The following is a 16,009-nucleotide window of genomic DNA, read 5'->3' as shown; positions in this document are numbered from 1 at the left end:
GAAACAGGACGTTCTTCGTCACCGTAGGATTGATTTAAGTTGGACTGCCTATCTTATCAGCCCTACAGCGCGCTGCCGCCGAACATGAAGCGCGTCTTCCAAGTCGAGTTCTGCGGGATGTCCGTCACCTGCACGCCTCCCGATTCCTTGGAGTACGTCTGGAGGATCTTGTTGTCGCCGAGGTAGATGCCGACATGAGAGATGAGCGAAGCGTCGAGGCTTTCCTCGGCCGACATCTCCTTGCTGATCGCGGTCGTCGTGAAGAACATGAGGTCGCCGCGCTTCAGCTCGTTCCATTCCTGCGTGTACGCGCCTTTGTTCTTCACGTGCTGGCCTTGACCGCGCGAGTCGGCCGCCAGCTTGACGCCGAGCGCGTCGAGGAACGCCTGCCGCACGAAGTCCGAGCAATCGAACGTCGTCGTATCGCTTCGGCTGGAGCCGAACTCATACGGCGTGCCGAGGTACTTCAGGCCGGCGGCGATGACCGCCTCCAGCTCCGGCGAGGCGAGGCCGTCCTCATCGCCGGACGGAGCCGGCGTCGGCGATGCGGTCGCGACTGGCGCTGGCGTCGCGGATGGCTCGCTCGGGAGCGTCCCCGTTACGGTGATGTATTTGGCGTCGGAGCTGACATACCCGGATTGGCCGGCGGCGTCGACGATTTGGTACCAGCTGCGGTTGGCCGCAGACACGATCTGCACGGCCTCGTTCGTCTTGAGGTAGCGGATGCGCTCTTGAGCCGTGGACGGACCGACGCGGAACGCCACCACCGAAGCGGCCTTCGCATTCGGAGCGAACGCATCCGTGCCGCCGCTTTCTGGCGTCGGCGTCGCAGTCGCGGCCGGAGCCTGACTCGGCGTCGGCGTCGCAGTCGCGGCCGGCGTCTTGCTCGGGGACGGCGTCGCCGTCGCGGCTGGCGCCTTGCTCGGCGCAGGCGTGGCCGTCGCGGCTGGCGTCTTGCTCGGCGTCGGCGTCGCGCTCGCAGCCGGCGTCTTGCTCGGCGTCGGCGTCGCAGTCGCAGCCGGCGTCTTGCTCGGCGTCGGCGTCGCAGTCGCGACCGGCGTCTTGCTCGGCGTCGGCGTCGCAGTCGCGGCCGGCGCCTTGCTCGGCGTCGGCGTCGCGCTCGCGGCCGGCGCCTTGCTCGGCGTCGGCGCCAAGGTCGCGGCCGGCGTCTTGCTCGGCGTCGGCGCCAAGGTCGCAGCCGGAGCGCCTGGCAGGCTGCCGGTCACGCTGACGTATTTTTTGTCGGAGCTTATGTACCCGCTGTAGCCCTGCTCGTCCTTCACCTGATACCAGTACGCCGTCGGTACAGCCACGATCTGCACCAGCTCGCCGATCTTCAGGTAGCGGATGCGGTCGCTGGACACGGAGGCGCTCTTGCGCAGCGTGACGGTGGCGAGGATCTCTGCGTTCGCGGCAAGGGCAGGCTTGGCGGAAGCGGCTGGTGGCTCGACGAGGCTGATGTAGGCCGTGGAGGAGGAGACGAATCCGATCTTGCCCGCGCGTTCCTTGACCTTGAACCAGCTGCCGTCCACCCGCTCCAGCACCGAGAGCGATTCGCCCTTGGCGAGCAGACGCATCACCTTGCCCTTCGTCGACGGCTCCTCCCTCAGATTGACGGTGGACTGAGTAACGGCAAGCTGGACGGCGGCGGCAGGCGCGGCTTCCGCCCCGCCCGGGGGCATGCACGCAAGCAGCAGGCTTGCGGCCAGCACGGCTGCGACGGGCTTTCTCATTCGATCACGACTCCTCATCTAGTTGGAATGTCGATTGTCTAAGGTCTAGATCTCTGTGACTTTATCGGCATCCGGTCGCCCCGGGTTTAGGCTTGTCCTGTCGAAGGAACGGCGAATCTGCATGTCTCCTGGCACGTGATGGAGACTTCTGGCTTCTATTGTAAATAAATGCGCGAGAAACCGCATGGACCGCTGCTCCCAAGTTCGCCGCGGAACCAGGCTAGGACGAGCGGCCTGCACGCGCGAAAAAGCCCGCTGCCGTCCCCTAAGGGACTGGAAGCGGGCTTTGCGGAGCTGGAACGGACTTCGGTCGGAGCGACTCGCGCCTGCCGAAGCCCTGCTTCGAGCAGCGGCCAGGCACCGGACATTAGGCCGGCTCGTATGGCTCGACATGCACATGCACGTTCATGATGTTGTGCTTGCGCTCCATCCGGTGCTCGATCTCGTCGCTGATGCGGTGGCTCTCGACGAGGGTGAGCCTCGAATCGACCATCACGATGACGTCGACCAGCACATGGCTGCCATGGACGCGGGCCTTGAGATCCTTGATCGACTTGACGCCGTCGACCTTTTCGATCGAGCTGCGCAGCGTGCGCAGCTCGCCGTCGTCGAAGCCGTCGGTCAGCGCATGGGTCGCGCCGTAGAAAATTTCCCAAGCCGTCTTGCAGATGATGAGGCCGACGGCGATCGCGGCCACCGGATCGAGCCACGGCAAGCCGAGCGAAGCGCCCGCGATGCCGATCGCCGCGCCGATGCTGACGAGCGAATCGGACAAGTTGTCCTTGGCCGCCGCTTCCAGCGCCTGGCTCTTGATCTGTCGGGCAAGGCGGCGGTTGTACAGGTACACGCCGAGCATGACGACGGCAGACACGACCGCCACGATCGCGGACAGGATGTTCGGGGCCTCCTCGCGCCCGGCGAACAGCGAGCGCACGGAGCTGATGAGCACCTGCAGGCCGACCGTCGCCATGATGAAGGAAGCGACGAGCGAAGCGATCGTCTCCGCCCGGAAGTGTCCATAAGGATGATCCTCGTCCGGCGGCTTCTGCGAGATGCGCAGGCCGATGAGCACGGCGAACGAGGCGACGATGTCGGTCAGGTTGTTGAAGCCGTCCGCGGACAGCGCCTTGGAGGCGAACAGATAGCCCGCGCCGATTTTGGCGATCGACAGCACGACATAAGCGCCGATGCTGATCCAGGCTCCGCGCTCTCCCCGACGCATGTCGGCATATTGTTGGTCGGTAGACACTTTTCCTTCCCCTCTCCAAAACACTCTCCCCACCTTACCGTCCGAACCCGCAGTGGGTCTAGAGAAACATTGTTGTGCGGATGCGCCTTTTTGTGGCCCCGCGCAACACTTTCTCCCTTGAGCAACGCCCATTATCCTGCCCTTTCTCTGGTATTTTTATGCAACCGCCAGGACCGTTCCGGTCTTGCATCGAGCAAGTGCTGCCGGGTACACGCATCGTGGATTTGAGAGTGCATGAACCAAGTCCGGCTTGGGCTGGACGGGCGGGAGCATGCGGGAAAATAAAAAAATCCAAGGCATTTGGGATGCCTTGGATGGGCTGGTTTCGGCCGGAGAATAGATTCCAAGGCACTTGATGTGCCTTGAATCGGCTGATTCCAGCCGGAAATTTGAATCCAAGGCACCTATGTGCCTTGAATCGGCTAATTCCAGCCGAAAATTTGAATCCAAGGCACTTATGTGCCTTGAATCGGCTGATTCCAGCCGGAAATTTGAATCCAAGGCACTTATGTGCCTTGGCTAGGCTGCTTGCAGCCGGAAAACTGAATTCAAGGCACTTATGTGCCTTGGCCCGGCCGATTCCAGACGTTTTCCAGCCGCCTGCCCGCTCCGCGCGATCGCCTGCGGCATCTCCCTGCAGCCTGGCCGCCAAGCGGCTGCCGCCACGCCTGCTGTCCGGCAGCCGCCCAAGAGCCGCGGCCTACTGCCAGGAAGCCAGCTCGCTGCCGCAGCGCGTGCAGCGCTTCGCATCGAGCGGATTCTCCGCCTTGCAGCGTCCGCACAGCACATGCACCTGGCCCTCGAGCTGCAGCGCCGGCAGCACGCCCTCCTCCGGAAAAGACGCGCCGCAATCCGGGCAGTAGCGAGCCTCATGGTCGGCCTCCCGCCCGCAGGACGCACAGGCCTTGAGCGCCTTGAGCGCGCGGATGCGCTGCTCCAGCTGGTCGATCTGCCCTTGCGCGGACACGATCTGCTGGCACAGCCGGTGGGCCGCATCATGAGAGGCCGTCATGTCGTCCTTCATGTAGGCGGCGAATACGGCATCGCCGATCTCTTTCTTGAGCCGCGAGATGTCGCGCTGGCGAAGCGCGACCTGCGACTTCAGCCGCGCGGTCTCCATCGTCTGCTGAGCGGCCCTCGCCGCTTCGGCCGCTCCTTGCTTCATTTTGTCGAATATGGACATGATGCACGCTCCCCGCTTCCGATGAAGGTTCTTCCCTTAAAGCTACACCAATCGAAGCCTGACCGGCAACTCGCTCTCAAACAAGGCATGACAGATGTCATATCGGATCGCTGACGGCTATGACTGCCTGCGGCGCGCGCCCTTCCGTATACTGGAATCATCAGCCGCAGCGCTCCGCGCGCCGTGCGGCCAACCGGGAGGACGCCATGAACCAGACGAAACAGCTTCGCAAGATGATCGCTCCCTTCGAGCGCAACGACCGTTCCGCCAGCGTGCGCCAGCTGCTCAATACGATTCCGCCGTTCATCCTATTGTGGATCGCGGCTTATGCCAGCTTGCAGGTCTCCTATGCCTTGACGCTGCTGCTGTCCGCGCTCGCGGCCGGCTTCCTCATCCGCAGCTTCATCATCTTTCACGACTGCTGCCACGGCTCGTTCTTCCGCAGCCGCAAGGCCAACGACGCGCTCGGCACGCTGCTCGGCATCCTGACGCTGTTCCCGTACGAGCAATGGAAGCACAGCCACAACATCCACCATGCCGGCAGCGGCAACCTGGAGCGCCGCGGCACGGGCGACATGTGGCTGCTCACCGTCAAGGAGTACAAGGAAGCATCGACGTGGACCAAGCTGCGCTACCGCATCTACCGCAATCCGTTCGTGCTGTTCGTAATCGGACCGATCGCGCTCATCCTCATTACCTATCGCTTCAACGAAAAAGGCGCTCGCCTCAAGGAGCGCCGCAACACGTGGCTGACCAATGCCGGCATCGCCGCCCTCTACGCGCTGCTCATCTGGGCGATCGGCTGGCAGTCGTTCCTGCTCGTGCAGCTGCCGGTATTCTGGATCTCCGGCGCCGCCGGCATCTGGCTGTTCTATGTCCAGCATCAGTTCGAGGACTCGTACTTCGAGCATGAGGAAGAGTGGGACTACGTCAAGGCGGCCGTAGAAGGCAGCTCGTTCTACAAGCTGCCCGCCTGGCTGCAATGGCTGACCGGCAACATCGGCTACCACCATGTGCATCACTTGAGCCCGCGCGTGCCGAACTATCATCTGCAGCAGGCCCACGAGGCCGCGCCTCCGCTGGAGCATGCGACGACGATTACGCTGCGCACGAGCCTGAAGTCGCTGCGCTTCAATCTGTGGGACGACGAGCGCCGCCAGTTCGTCACGTTCCGCGAAGGCATCCGCCGAGCCGCGGAGCTCCCGCTCCGCTCCACCGGCCGTCCCGCCTGAAGCGGATATCCGATCGGATAATATGCTACAATGAGGTCAACCATCCCTCCCGGGCTCGCGGCCTGACCGCGCCCGGCCCAAGGAGCTCCGCATGCAGCAAAAATGGAACCAGATCCTGCCGCGCAATACCGGGCTCGGACCTTATATCTGGCTGGCCTTCATCGTCCTGCCGTTCTACTTCATCTTCCGCTACCCGGATACGGGCAGCATTCTCGCCGGCAGCCTCATGGTTGCCGTCTTTTTCATCTGCTACCGGCTCACGCGCGAGGGCCGAGGCTGGCGGATGTACACCGGCATCGCGATCCAGATGGCCATATCCGCGGCGATGACGATCTATTTCCACTACCCGTACTTCGGCTTCTTCCTGGCGTTCTACATCGGCAACACGCGCAGCCGGGCCGGCTTCACGAGCCTCTATGTCGTGCATCTCGTGCTCGTCGCCGCCACGATCTACGCCGCTTACTTCATGCAGAACCGCTTTTTCATCCAGCAGTCTCCGTTCGTCGCGATCCTGCTCATCGGGGTGTCGGTGCTGCCGTTCAGCCGCTACAACTGGCTCAAGCAGGAGCGGCTCCAAGGCCAGCTCGAGGACGCCAACCGGCGGATCGCCGACCTGCTTGTGCTGGAGGAACGGCAGCGGATCGCGCTCGACCTGCATGATACGCTCGGCCAGCAGCTGTCGCTCATCCGCCTCAAGAGCGACCTCGCCGGCAAGCTCGTATCCAAAAATCCCGAGCGGGCGCGCGCCGAGATGAGCGACGTGCACCAGACGGCGCGCATCGCGCTGCAGGAAGTGCGCGACATGGTCTCGCACATGCGGGGAGCCCGGCTCGAGGACGAGCTCGGACGGGTCGGCCAGATCCTGCGCGCGGCGGAAATCGAGTTCGAGCTGATCGGCGATCCGAAGCTCGCGCATACGTCCCGCTTCACCGAGAACGTGCTCAGCATGTGCATCAAGGAAGCGGTCACGAACGTCGTCAAGCACAGCCGGGCTTCCCGCTGCCTCGTGCGCATCGAGCAGAAGCCCGACCTGCTGCGCGTGCTCGTGCAGGACGACGGCATCGGCATGCGGCCGCCGCGCGCCCAGGATCGGGGCAACGGCCTGCAGGGCATGAAGGAGCGGCTGGAGTTCATCAACGGCAGCCTCCAGATCGGCAACGCCGCCGGGATGGATTCGAAGCCGTCCGGCTCGAAGGCTCCGGGGACGGAAGCCTCGAGAGCTTCCGCGCCGATGCCGGCGGGAGGGCGAGGCGCCGGAGGGGACAGCGCGCACGGACGGCCGGGCACGACGATCTACATGATCGCCCCTCACAACGTCAGCCGCATGGAAAAGGAGGATTCCCTATGATTCGAATCGTGCTCGCCGAGGACCAGCGGCTGCTGCTTGGCGCACTCGGCTCCCTCATCGACCTGGAGGAGGACATGCAGGTCGTCGGCCAGGCGACGAGCGGCGAGGATGCCGTCGCGCTCGTGCGCAAGCACAAGCCCGACATCTGCATCATGGACATCGAGATGCCCGTCATGAATGGGCTCGAGGCGGCCGAGCAGCTGAAGGACAGCGGCTGCCGCGTCATGATCCTGACGACGTTCGCGCGCAGCGGCTATTTCGAGCGGGCGCTCAAGGCCGGCGTGCAGGCCTATCTGCTCAAGGACAGCTCGAGCGACGAGCTCGCCATATCGATCCGCAGCGTCATGGAAGGCCGCCGCCTGTACGCGCCCGAGCTCGTCGACGAAGTGTACAACGAGAGCAACCCGCTCACGGAACGAGAGCGGGAAGTGATGGAGCTCGTCTCCGCCGGTAAGAACACCAAGGAGATCGCGAGCCAGCTGTATCTTTCGAGCGGCACCGTGCGCAACTACATCTCCGTCATCCTCGACAAGCTCGGCGTCAGCAACCGCATCGAGGCCGTCTCCCGCTTCAAGGAGAAGGGCTGGTTCAAATAAAAAGCCCGCGTGGCGTGCAGGCCGCAGCAGCCCATGATGGGGCGGCTGCGGCTTGTTTGCGCTTCTCGCTCTCAACAGCTGCCTCCACGGCGCCGTTGCGCGGAAAAACCGAGCAACTCCGCTCCTTCTGCTGCTCCAGCACCGACGTTGCGCGGATAAACCGAGCAACTTCGCTCCTTCTGCTGCTCCAGCACCGACGTTGCGTGGATAAAACGAGCAACTTCGCTCCATCTGTAGCTCCAGCACCGACGTTGCGCGGATAAACCGAGTAACTCGCCTCCTCTGCTGCTCCAACACCGACGTTGCGCGGAAAAACCGAGCAACTCCGCTCCTTGTGCTGCTCCAGCACCGATGTTGCTCGGAAAAACCGAGTAACTCGTCACCTTCTGCTGCTCCAGCACCGACGTTGCTCGGATAAACCGAGCAACTTCGCTCCTTCTGCTGCTCCAGCACCGGCATTGCGCGGATAAACCGAGTAACTCCGCTCCTTTTGCGGCTCCAGCACCGGCGTTGCGCGGATAAACCGAGTAACTCGCCTCCTCTGCTGCTCCAGCACCGACGTTGCGCGGATAAACCGAGTAACTCCGCTCCTTTTGCGGCTCCAGCACCGACGTTGCTCGGAAAAACCGAGCAACTCCGCTCCTTCTGCCGCTCCAGCACCGACGTTGCGCGGATAAACCGAGTAACTTCGCTCCATCTGTGGCTCCAGCACCGGCGTTGCTCGGATAAACCGAGTAACTCGCCTCCTCTGCTGCTCCAGCACCGACGTTGCTCGGATAAACCGAGTAACTCCGCTCCTTTTGCGGCTCTAGCACCGGCGTTGCTCGGATAAACCGAGTAACTCGCCTCCTCTGCTGCTCCAGCACCGACGTTGCGCGGAAAAACCGAGTTCGTTGGTTGCGAGCTCGTCTTCCGGCAGGCGCTAAGTCGAAACATTCGAGTTACTGGGCTTCGTGGTGGACATTGAAGTGGCTTTAACTCGAATAAATCGAGTTACTGGGCTTCCTGCTGGGCACCAGGGGTCATTTAACTCGAATTAATCGAGTTCAAGCGCTCCAACGAAGGCTTCCGGCAGGCGCTAAGCCGAAAAAATCGAGTTAGCGGAGAGCGCGGCAAGGCGAGCCATGTCGCTTGCTATGAAAATGGATGAAGGCTCGTCCGTAAAGCGGCGGAGTAAGCCAAAAACCCCCGCTGGCGGAAGCCAAGCTTCCGAGCAGAGGGGGTTACGTTAGCCCTGCCGCGCGAGGGCCATTCGCGCCCGCCCTGCGAGGGCCATTCGCGCCTGCCGCGCGCGGCCATCGCGCCCGCCGCGCAGCGGCCTTCGCCGCCGGCCTGCGGCTTCGCCGGGCGGCAGCCGTCGGCTCAGCCCTTCACGCCGCCGACGGTCATGCCTTTGACGAAGTATTTCTGAAGGAACGGGTAGACGATAATCATCGGCAGGCTCGCCACGATCGTCATCGTCGCGCGGATCGAGCTCGGCGTGACGAAGTTCGCGCTGCCGCTCGCGCTGTTCGCAAACGCCGAGGCCGAGGTCATCGACGAGTTCGAGTTCGAGTTGGCCAGCATCTTCATCAGCTCGTATTGAAGCGTGCTGAGGTTGGCCTTTTCGGAGTTGTACAGGAAGACGTCGAACCACGAGTTCCACTGGAACACGCCGGTGAACAGCGCGACCGTGGCGAGCGCCGGCAGCGCCAGCGGGATGACGATCTGCATGAACGTACGGAACTCGCCCGCTCCGTCGATGCGCGCCGACTCGATGATGCCCTCGGGCAGCCCTTCGATGAAGGACCGGATGACGATCATGTTGAACACGCCGATGATGCCCGGCACGATGTACACCCAGAAGCTGCCGATCAGCTCCAGGTCGCGCATGAGCAGGTAGTTCGGGATGAGGCCGCCGTTGAGGTACATCGTGAGGATGAACGTCACCGTCACGAAGCGCCGCAGCAGGAACTCCGGCCGGCTGATCGTATACGCGACCATCGCGGAGCAGAACACCGTGACCACGGTGCCGATCGCCGTCCGCAGGATGGAGATCAGCGTCGCATGGAAGATCGTCGCTTCCTGGAACACGTACTTGTAGTTGTCGAGGCTGAAGTCGCGGGGCAGCAGGTAGATGCCGCCGCGGATGGAGTCGTTGGCATCGTTCAGCGACACGGCCAGCGTGTTGAGGAACGGATAGAGCGTGACGACGACGAGCAGCGACAGGAAGATGAAGTTGAACAGGTCGAACAGGCGGTCTCCCGGAGATTGGAACCGTTTGTACACCTTGCGCGGCTTGTCGGGCTTCTTGCCCGCTCCTGCCCGCTGGGCTGATGGCATGGCCATGATCGGTCGCTCCTTTTAGAACAGTCTCTGCTCGCCGAGCCGCTTCGCCAGCGAGTTGGCTCCGAACAGCAGGATGAAGCTGACGACCGTCTTGAAGATGCCGGCTGCGGTCGCGAGCGAGAAGTTGCCCATCGAGATGCCGTATTTAAGGACGAAGATTTCCAAGTTCTCGGAATAGTCGGCGTTCATGCCGTTGCCCATCAGGTACTGCGGCTCGAAGCCCGTCTCGAGGATGCTGCCGAGGTTCATGATGAGCAGGATGACGATGACCGGCTTGAGGCCCGGCAGCGTGATGTGCTGGATGCGCTGCAGCCGGCTGGCGCCGTCGATCTCGGCCGCCTCGTACTGCGACGGGTCGATCATCGTCATCGCCGCGAGATAGACGATCGTGTTCCAGCCGACATCCTTCCACACCTCGGAGGCGCCGAGGATGCCCCAGAAGTAATGCCCGACGCCGAGCCACATGATCGGCCGGTCGATGACGCCGAGCCACATCAAGAGCTCGTTGACGATGCCGCCGTCGATCGACAGCGCCGTCGAGATGATGTTGGCCGCCACGACCCAGGAGATGAAGTGCGGCAGGTAGCTGATCGTCTGCACGGCGCGCTTGAAGAAGGCGATGCGCACCTCGTTGAGCAGGATCGCGAGGCCGATGGCGGTGAAGAAGCCGAGCACCAGCTTGATGACGGCCATCGCAAGCGTGTTGCGCAGGACGCGCAGGAACGAATCGTCGGAGAACAGGAAGCGGAACTGCTCCAGGCCGACCCATTCCTGCTCGAGCATGCCGAGGTTCGGGCGGTAATGCTGGAAGGCGATCGTCCAGCCCCACAGCGGCACGTACTTGAAGATGAAAATCCAGATGACGAACGGCACCGACATGAGCACCAGCGCCTTCTGTTTGGACAGCGTCTTGAACCAGCGTCTGACCTTGCCCGGCTCCGCGTCGGGGACGGCCGGGACGGCGGCGGTTTCTTGGCTCGGCATCGCAAACTCTCCTCTCCTATCCAACCGGCAGGCCGATCGGCAAAAACCGGACCGGTGCGACTGACCCGGTCCGGTCCGAAACCATTCAGCCTGTTCTTAGTTGCCTTGCGTCTTGGCGATCTTCGCGGCGACTTCCTTGGTCATGGTATCCTCGTAGGCCTTCACGTCGAGCTTGTTGAATTCCTTGAGGTAATCCTCCCAGATTCCGTCGAACTGCTCCGGCTTCGCCAGCACGAGCTTGGAGAAGTATTTGAGCTTGAGGTCCTTGGACTTCTGCGTGAAAATCTGCGCCGGCGAGCCTTGCTCCAGCGAAATGCTCCAAGCCGGATACCATGGACGCTCGTCCGGCTTCGCGAACAGGTCGGAGAACGTCTTCGCGCCGTATTTTTCGAGAATCAGCTTGTCGCCCTCGGTGAACGAAGCCTGCGCGACCTCCGGCTGGCGGCCGGCGTTGAAGGAGTTGCCGTCGGACAGCGTGGAGCCGCCGCCGTACATCGGCCAGCTGTAGTTGAAGTAGGAGAAGCCGATGCTTTCCTGCGTCTTGTTGTCCTTGAGCATCTCGATCTGCTCCGGCGTGCGGTAGTAGCGGCCTTTGTCGTCCACCTCGTACTCCTCGCCCTTGACGCCCCATTGGATCAGCACCTGGTTCTCTTCCTTCAGCATGTTGTCGAAGAACTCGATGATGCGCACCGGATCCTTGGCCGACGTCGTGATGCCGACGCCGCGGTTGTTGACGAAGGACGGCGGGTCGAGGTACTGGTCCTTCTCGACGCCGTCGAACACGATCGGCAGCGGCATGTAGTCGATGTCGTCGTTGCCCGTCTTCTTGATGTTCTGCAGCGCCTGGTTCACCTGCCAGCCGTAATCGAAGAAGCCGAGCACGCTGCCGGAGGAGATTTTCGCCAGGTACTGGTCATAGTTGTTGACGAACGAGGACTCGTCGTAAATCCCTTTGCTGTTGACCTCGTTCAGCTTCTTCAGCCAGTTTTTCGTGTTGTCGGTGTTCGAGTACGCTTTTGCCTCGTGGCTCGCCATGTCGACGATGACGTCGCCGTCGTTCGGATAGCCGGCCAGATGCATCGGCGGGTTGAAGATGCCCATCGTGCGCCAGTCGTAGATGAGCGAGGTGAAGCCGGTCAGCTTTTCGCCGGCGTTGTTCGCCTGGTAGGTCTCGATCAGGTCGAAGTATTCGTCCAGCGTCTTGATCTTCGGATAGCCGGCTTCCTTCAGCACGCGGCGCTGGATGAAGAACGCGCCCTGCTCGATAGTCGGGTTGGAGATGTATTCCCCTACGACGGGGCTGAACGGCAGGAAGTAGATGTTGCCGTCCTCGGCCTTCATCAGGTTCATGTACGGACCGTAGACGCGCTGGAGATTCGGGCCATGCTTCTCGATCAGCTCGTTCAGCGGGATGAACGCTTTGGCGTCGAGCACTTTGTCGATGGCCGTGTCCGGGGAGAGGACGTCCGGATAGTCGCCGCTCGCGATCATCGTGCCGATCTTCGTATTGACGTCGCCGACCGGGTACTGGAGCTTGAAGTTGACGCCGGTCTGCTCTTCCAGCAGCTTGCCGATCTTCGTTTTGTTGGAGTCGATGTTCGGAACCTGGGCGCCGGCGTTGAAATACGTGAACGTAGCCGGCTCCTTCGCTGCGGCCGCCTCTCCGCCCGAGCCTGCGTTCGCCGATGCTTCCGGGGCTGCCGATCCTCCGCTATTGCCCGCGTTGCCGGCGTTGCCGCCGTTGCCGCCGCTGCAGCCCGCCAGCGCCGTGGCCATCGCTACGGCGAGGACCAGCAAGCTTTTTTTCGTCTTGACCATCTCTTTGCTCCCCTTCCTATCGTCCGTGAATGTCAGCCTGTTGTGTAAGCACTTTCATCTTAAAGCGAAAGCGCTTTAGCGGCACCCCTTCAAACTTTAGCTTCTACCCTAAAAAGTTTAGGAGTTGCCGCCGGGCTCGTCGGACGGACCTTCCTCGCCGCGGCGCGGGAGCCGGATGCGCACGCTCGTGCCCTTGCGGCGGACGCTGTCCATCCGCAGCTCGAAGCGCTCGCCGTAGTAGAGGCGCAGCCGGCGATAGACATTCTGGATGCCGACATGGTCGCCGAACGGCTCATCCCGCTCCAGGCTGCCGCGAATCGCCTCCAGCTCCTCCGCTTCCATGCCGGCGCCGTCGTCCGCGACCTCGGCGACGAGCGCGCTGCCCTCGACGCGGAACAGCAGCCGGATGCTGCCGCCGCGCTTGCTTTTCTCGATGCCGTGGATGCTGGCGTTCTCGACGAAGGGCAGCACGGACATCTTCGGCACGAGCCATTCCAGCGCCTCGTCATCCGCCTCGACGGCATAGTCCAGCTTGTCGCCGAACCGGTACTTCTGGATTTCGAGGAAGCAGTGGATCAGCTCAAGCTCCTCTCGAACGGTCATCCAGTCCCGGTCCCACGAGAGCGAGCGGCGGAAGATCTTGGCCATGTTGTGGATGATCTTGGCCGTCTCCTCCTCCTTCTTGATGAGGCTGCGCATGCGGATCGTCTCGAGCGCGTTGAACAGGAAATGCGGATTGATCTGGCTCTGCAAGGCGTGCAGCTGCGCCTGGTTGCGCTTGATCTCCAGATCCTTGCGCAGGATGTCGGCCAGGTAGACGTCGTCGATCAGGCTCTTGATCTGCAGCGTCATGCGGTTGAACTCGCGGGTAAGCTGCCCGATCTCGTCGCGGTAGTCGGGCGGAGCGACCGGCTCGAACGAATGGTTGCGCACCCTCTTCATCTGGTGCAGGATGCGGGCGAGCCGCGAGCTGAGCGAGCGGGTGAACCAGAGGATGACGAGCGTGGGCACGATGACGTTCGGCAGGGCGAGATAGACGACCAGGTTGCGGGACTTGTACACGTCCTGCAGCACCCGGTGCTCGGGGAAGGCGCCTTCGATGCTCCAGCCGCGCAAATAGTCGACGTTGTCGATCGGCTTGCGCACCGAGATCGCGTCTGCGGCGAGCGCTTCGGGGCGAAATGCCGCGAGCTCCTGCTGCCGCTCCGCGCTGCCCGCCGCCGTCAGGATCCGGCCGTCTCCTCCGACGAGATAGACGTCCCCCTGGAGCGTCGCATTGCGCAGCAGCGCGCTGATGGCGCCGTAGCCGATGTCGATCTTGAGGATCGGATAGCGGCCGTGCTTCTCGCCGAAATAGTCGAGGCGGCGCACGAAGCTGAACACCGTCTCCGGTCCGTGGGACGTCTGGCTGACGCTGCGGACGACGATCGGCGTGCCGCCCCCTCCTCCGAGCGCGAGCGCCTGGTACCAGGAGGCGGCCTCCACCTCCTCGGTGATCGGCCGAATGCCGCCGCCGCCGACGATCGTCGGATTGGCGCTGTAGACGGCGACGTCGCGGATCGCCTTGTAGATCGGCGAATAGCGGTACATCGTCGGATAGATGTCCGCATAGTAGGCGTCCACATAGTCGGAGGAGGTCGCATAGGACCGCTCGATCGCCTCGTTGAACCTGGCGTCGGTATAGAAAATAGACGAAATTCCGGCCGCGACATCCATCTGGTCGAGGAAGTCGCGCCGGACCTGGTCCATGGCCGCCGAGATGTCGCTCAGCTTCTGCTGGCGGACGTTGTGGGTCGTCACCTGATAAAAGACGATGTTCGTCAGCACGATCGGAACGAGCACGCAGACGACGTAGACGATGAGCATCTTCTTGCGGAGCCGGACGTGGTTCAAGCTGAATCGCATGGGGTCATCCTTTCCGTCATGAACTCGTCTTCAGCTCGTTGCGGTAGGAGGTCGGCGACTTGCCCTCGACTTTCTCGAACTTGCAGATGAAGTAGTCCGGGTTGTCGAAGCCGACGGAGCGGGCGATCTCGTACACCCGCTTGTCGGTCCGCCGCAGCAGCAGCTTCGCCTGCTGGATGCGCAGCTGGAGCAGGTAATCGTTGAAGTAGACGCCGTAGCTCTTCTTGAACAGCTGCCCCAGATAGACCGGATTGAGGTAGAAGCGGGCCGCGATGCTCTTCAGGCTGATGTCCTCGTGAAAACGGCTGTCGATGTACTGCTTGATGCGAGCGATGTCTCCCTTGGCGCTGCGGCTCCGCAGCCGGCTCGCCAGCTCCTGGCTCTCTTCGGCGAAGGCCGCGAACCGCTCCCGCAGGCCGTCCGGCGAGACCGGCTCCTCGCGCCAGGCGAGCAGCGGCTCGAGCGAGCGCAGCTCCTTCTCGTCGCCGCCGAGCGAGCGGATCGCGGCGATCGCGCTGAACGCGAAGCGGCTGAGCGCGTGATGGACCGCATCCGGGGCGAAGCGCTGCTCCCGGAACCGCTCGAAGAGGCGGCGCACCGCTTCCTGCCGGCGGAGCGGATCGCCGTCTTCAAGCCGCTCGTTCAGAGCGGCATGCTCGGACGGCTCCAGCTCCATCCGCCTCAGCTCCTCCCCGTTCAAGGCGCTTCGGCATAACGCGCGCCGCTCCGGGTAGGCGAACCGGTACTGCATCGCCTCCAGCGCCTCCTGCCGGGAGGCGCGCAGCCCGGACGGCGACTCGGCCGGACAGCCCGCATAGACGGTGAACAGCCGGCCCAGCCGGGCGCCGAGACGGACCGCCAGCCGCTCCGCCAGCCCTTCGAGCGCCGCTCCGGCGGCTGGATCGGGATGCACGGGGAAGCCGTACAAGCCCGGCGCGGACCGGTCGACGCAGCTCGGGTCATGCTTCAGCCCGAGCGCGGCCGCAGCGGCGGAGATCGCCTCGGCGAGGCGGTCCTCCCCTTGAGCGTCCGCCTCCGCCTCGGCATTGTCGGCGCCGGCCTTGACTGCGTCCGGGGACGGGTGCGCCTCGACGAGCAGATAGCCGCACGGGGCGCGCTCCGGCACGCCGAGCAGGCGGGCGTATGCCGTCCCTGCGTCCCGAGGCGGCTCGCCGCGCAGCAGCTTGTCGAGCGCCGAGCGGATCGGCGGGACGGCCGCTCCGGCCTCGCGCGCATCCTTCTCGATCTGCCCGGCCAGCTCCCGCAGCGCGTCCGTCACCTCCACGTCGTCGACCGGCTTCAGGATGAAGTCGCGGACGCCGAACTTGATCGCCTGCTGCGCGTAGGCGAAATCCCCGTAGCCGCTGACGATGATGAACTTGACGCGCTCGTTGCCCTGCTCGCGCACGGATCGGATCAGCTCCAGCCCGCTCACCTCCGGCATGCGGATATCGGTGATGACCAGATCCGGCGACAGCTCGCCGATCAGGCGCAGCGCCTCCTCGCCGTCCTCCGCCTCGCCGCATACCTCGTAGCCGCAGCCTTTCCAGTCGATCATCGTCTTCAGTCCTTGCCGCGCGTACCCTTCGTCGTCGACGAGCATGACCTTGTGCATGGCCACTCCTCCTCCGCT

General features: G+C 63.3%; 11 protein-coding genes. 3 read left to right on the top strand and 8 right to left on the bottom strand.

What is annotated here, in order from left to right:
- Positions 1 to 62: 62 nt before the first annotated feature.
- The 3 genes from HGI30_RS05750 to HGI30_RS05740 form a co-directional block, all read right to left on the bottom strand.
- Positions 63 to 1,733, bottom strand: coding sequence for an SH3 domain-containing protein (locus HGI30_RS05750; protein WP_168906767.1), 1,671 nt, complete (start codon positions 1,731 to 1,733; stop codon positions 63 to 65).
- Between the two features lie 367 nt (positions 1,734 to 2,100).
- On the bottom strand, positions 2,101 to 2,955 hold the full coding sequence (locus HGI30_RS05745) for a cation diffusion facilitator family transporter (protein WP_168909750.1): 855 nt from the start codon (positions 2,953 to 2,955) through the stop codon (positions 2,101 to 2,103).
- 727 nt (positions 2,956 to 3,682) lie between these two features.
- Complete coding sequence (locus HGI30_RS05740; RefSeq protein ID WP_168906766.1) at positions 3,683 to 4,165, bottom strand: zinc ribbon domain-containing protein; 483 nt, start codon at positions 4,163 to 4,165, stop codon at positions 3,683 to 3,685.
- A 206-nt stretch (positions 4,166 to 4,371) separates the two neighbouring features.
- Here HGI30_RS05740 and HGI30_RS05735 point away from each other — a divergent pair, with 206 nt between their 5' ends.
- The 3 genes from HGI30_RS05735 (at position 4,372) to HGI30_RS05725 (ending at position 7,341) form a co-directional block, all read left to right on the top strand.
- On the top strand, positions 4,372 to 5,397 hold the full coding sequence (locus HGI30_RS05735) for a Delta(5) desaturase DesA (RefSeq protein ID WP_168906765.1): 1,026 nt from the start codon (positions 4,372 to 4,374) through the stop codon (positions 5,395 to 5,397).
- A 91-nt stretch (positions 5,398 to 5,488) separates the two neighbouring features.
- On the top strand, positions 5,489 to 6,745 hold the full coding sequence (locus HGI30_RS05730) for a sensor histidine kinase (RefSeq protein ID WP_168906764.1): 1,257 nt from the start codon (positions 5,489 to 5,491) through the stop codon (positions 6,743 to 6,745).
- Positions 6,742 to 7,341: a response regulator transcription factor gene (locus HGI30_RS05725; protein ID WP_168906763.1), complete on the top strand. Its 600-nt coding sequence runs from the start codon at positions 6,742 to 6,744 to the stop codon at positions 7,339 to 7,341. The genes HGI30_RS05730 and HGI30_RS05725 overlap by 4 nt, the downstream gene beginning before the upstream one ends.
- A 1,362-nt stretch (positions 7,342 to 8,703) precedes the next feature.
- On the opposite strand, the gene HGI30_RS05720 is transcribed toward HGI30_RS05725, so the two are convergent.
- The 5 genes from HGI30_RS05720 to HGI30_RS05700 form a co-directional block, all read right to left on the bottom strand.
- A complete protein-coding gene (locus HGI30_RS05720) occupies positions 8,704 to 9,669 on the bottom strand; it encodes a carbohydrate ABC transporter permease (RefSeq protein ID WP_235680335.1) in 966 nt (321 codons plus the stop codon).
- A 15-nt stretch (positions 9,670 to 9,684) separates the two neighbouring features.
- A complete protein-coding gene (locus HGI30_RS05715) occupies positions 9,685 to 10,548 on the bottom strand; it encodes an ABC transporter permease (protein WP_235680412.1) in 864 nt (287 codons plus the stop codon).
- 201 nt (positions 10,549 to 10,749) lie between these two features.
- On the bottom strand, positions 10,750 to 12,471 hold the full coding sequence (locus tag HGI30_RS05710; protein WP_168906761.1) for an ABC transporter substrate-binding protein: 1,722 nt from the start codon (positions 12,469 to 12,471) through the stop codon (positions 10,750 to 10,752).
- 117 nt (positions 12,472 to 12,588) lie between these two features.
- Entirely contained in the window at positions 12,589 to 14,376 is a 1,788-nt protein-coding gene (locus HGI30_RS05705; RefSeq protein ID WP_168906760.1) for a sensor histidine kinase, read from the bottom strand.
- Positions 14,377 to 14,392: 16 nt separating this feature from the next.
- The gene (locus HGI30_RS05700) at positions 14,393 to 15,991 is read right to left on the bottom strand and encodes a response regulator (protein WP_168906759.1); all 1,599 of its coding nucleotides are present in this window, start codon (positions 15,989 to 15,991) and stop codon (positions 14,393 to 14,395) included.
- Between the last annotated feature and the right edge of the window lie 18 nt (positions 15,992 to 16,009).

Origin of the sequence: Paenibacillus albicereus (assembly GCF_012676905.1) — a bacterium.
Taxonomy (GTDB): domain Bacteria; phylum Bacillota; class Bacilli; order Paenibacillales; family Paenibacillaceae; genus Paenibacillus_O; species Paenibacillus_O albicereus.
The sequence above is the reverse complement of the archived record's forward strand: the minus strand, read 5'-3'. Positions and strand labels throughout refer to the sequence as shown.

Bases quoted from the DNA above. Each gene is read 5' to 3' on its own strand.
- HGI30_RS05700 (WP_168906759.1), bottom strand. From the start codon at position 15,991: ATGCACAAGGTCATGCTCGTCGACGACGAAGGGTACGCGCGGCAAGGA.
- HGI30_RS05715 (WP_235680412.1), bottom strand. From the start codon at position 10,548: ATGTCGGTGCCGTTCGTCATCTGGATTTTCATCTTCAAGTACGTGCCG.
- HGI30_RS05725 (WP_168906763.1), top strand. From the start codon at position 6,742: ATGATTCGAATCGTGCTCGCCGAGGACCAGCGGCTGCTGCTTGGCGCA.
- HGI30_RS05750 (WP_168906767.1), bottom strand. From the start codon at position 1,733: ATGAGAAAGCCCGTCGCAGCCGTGCTGGCCGCAAGCCTGCTGCTTGCG.
- HGI30_RS05710 (WP_168906761.1), bottom strand. From the start codon at position 12,471: ATGGTCAAGACGAAAAAAAGCTTGCTGGTCCTCGCCGTAGCGATGGCC.
- HGI30_RS05730 (WP_168906764.1), top strand. From the start codon at position 5,489: ATGCAGCAAAAATGGAACCAGATCCTGCCGCGCAATACCGGGCTCGGA.
- HGI30_RS05720 (WP_235680335.1), bottom strand. From the start codon at position 9,669: ATGGCCATGCCATCAGCCCAGCGGGCAGGAGCGGGCAAGAAGCCCGAC.
- HGI30_RS05740 (WP_168906766.1), bottom strand. From the start codon at position 4,165: ATGTCCATATTCGACAAAATGAAGCAAGGAGCGGCCGAAGCGGCGAGG.
- HGI30_RS05705 (WP_168906760.1), bottom strand. From the start codon at position 14,376: ATGCGATTCAGCTTGAACCACGTCCGGCTCCGCAAGAAGATGCTCATC.
- HGI30_RS05745 (WP_168909750.1), bottom strand. From the start codon at position 2,955: ATGCGTCGGGGAGAGCGCGGAGCCTGGATCAGCATCGGCGCTTATGTC.
- HGI30_RS05735 (WP_168906765.1), top strand. From the start codon at position 4,372: ATGAACCAGACGAAACAGCTTCGCAAGATGATCGCTCCCTTCGAGCGC.